2 protein-coding genes are annotated in these 1,230 nt (G+C 29.8%); both read right to left on the bottom strand.

From position 1 onward, the window contains the following. On the bottom strand, positions 1-99 hold a 99-nt coding region (locus FD36_RS06610; protein WP_156402043.1), incomplete at its 3' end, for an NAD(P)-binding protein. A gap of 1 nt (position 100) precedes the next feature. Continuing rightward, positions 101-997 (bottom strand): glycosyltransferase family 2 protein, encoded by an 897-nt coding sequence (locus FD36_RS06330; protein WP_056958857.1) that lies wholly within the window; start codon positions 995-997, stop codon positions 101-103. Positions 998-1,230 lie beyond the last annotated feature (233 nt).

Here is a 1,230-nt window from a genome sequence, read left to right as displayed (position 1 = left end):
ACGTTTTTCAATTACTTCAACGTGGTGACCTCGTTTAGCGGCTTCATGGGCAAAGGTTGATCCAAATAACCCTGAACCAACTACTAAATAATCAGTCATCTTATTTCTCCTTTTGGGTTACTTGCTCAACTTTAGGTTTAAAAAACCAGCCTGCAAAATGACCCTTGATAATGGTTTTTAATTTTTTTAATTTAAAATTAGACTTACGAATACATATTTTGATAATCAAATATAAAAAACTCAACTCGTTTTTTATAGTTGCTTTAAGCCCGTCTCTTTTAGCAATATATAGTTCATTTCTCTCTGCATAAAAATATCGATTGATTCTTCCTTTGTTTGGTTCATTAATTATATCAACACCCGTATTAGTTTTAGTCTGGTGTCTAACGATACTTTTAGGTACAAAATAACCATCCAATTTTTTAATAATTCGATTTGAATATTCTTTATCATCACCCCAAATAAAAAATTCTTTAATTGGAAGACCACATATTTCAATTGCTTTATTAGAAATTAGCATAGAGACAAACGAAGAACTACTAATTCTATAAAGATCATCCAAAGACTTAGCCGTCCACTTATTGCTAGGATCAGGAATATTCATAATAGATACTTCATCAGTGTCACGCCATAAAACGTTACTAGCTAAAACCCCAGCTTGAGTCTTAACCGTAAGTAAATTAGTCAATGAATCTGATTCTGGGAAAGTATCATCGTCCATAATCCAATAGAAATCATATGGACCATAGGAATAAGCTTCCTTTAACCCAGCACTAAATCCACCGGCTCCACCAAGATTCTCTTTAAGATTAATAACTTTAAAACGATTGTCGTTCTGGTAACCTTTTAAATAATTTTCAGTTCCATCAGTACTATGATTATTAATAATAAAAATCTTTTTAACTGGTGTCGTTTGTGATAAAACGCTATTAATCGATTTTTTTAATAACTCTAAACGATTAAAAGTCACTAAAACAACTGCTACTTCTTTATTCATTAATTAAGTCCTTTTCTTAGTAAATTAGCAAACTTTGTTAGATAAAAACTCACTCATAATTATCAACCAAATATTTTATCTAATCAACTTAAAAATGTGTTTCATCTTTCCCAACATTACTTAAAAACTTTCTTTTCAAAAACACTAAAGCCTTTTTGAATAATTTTCTTTTTCCAATTTGAACCCAATTACATTCAACATATTTAATTTGATTTGTGTTAATCCAAGTATCC

It is taken from the genome of Fructilactobacillus sanfranciscensis DSM 20451, assembly GCF_001436035.1.
Lineage (GTDB): Bacteria > Bacillota > Bacilli > Lactobacillales > Lactobacillaceae > Fructilactobacillus > Fructilactobacillus sanfranciscensis.
This window is presented reverse-complemented; position numbering and strand designations above follow the sequence as displayed.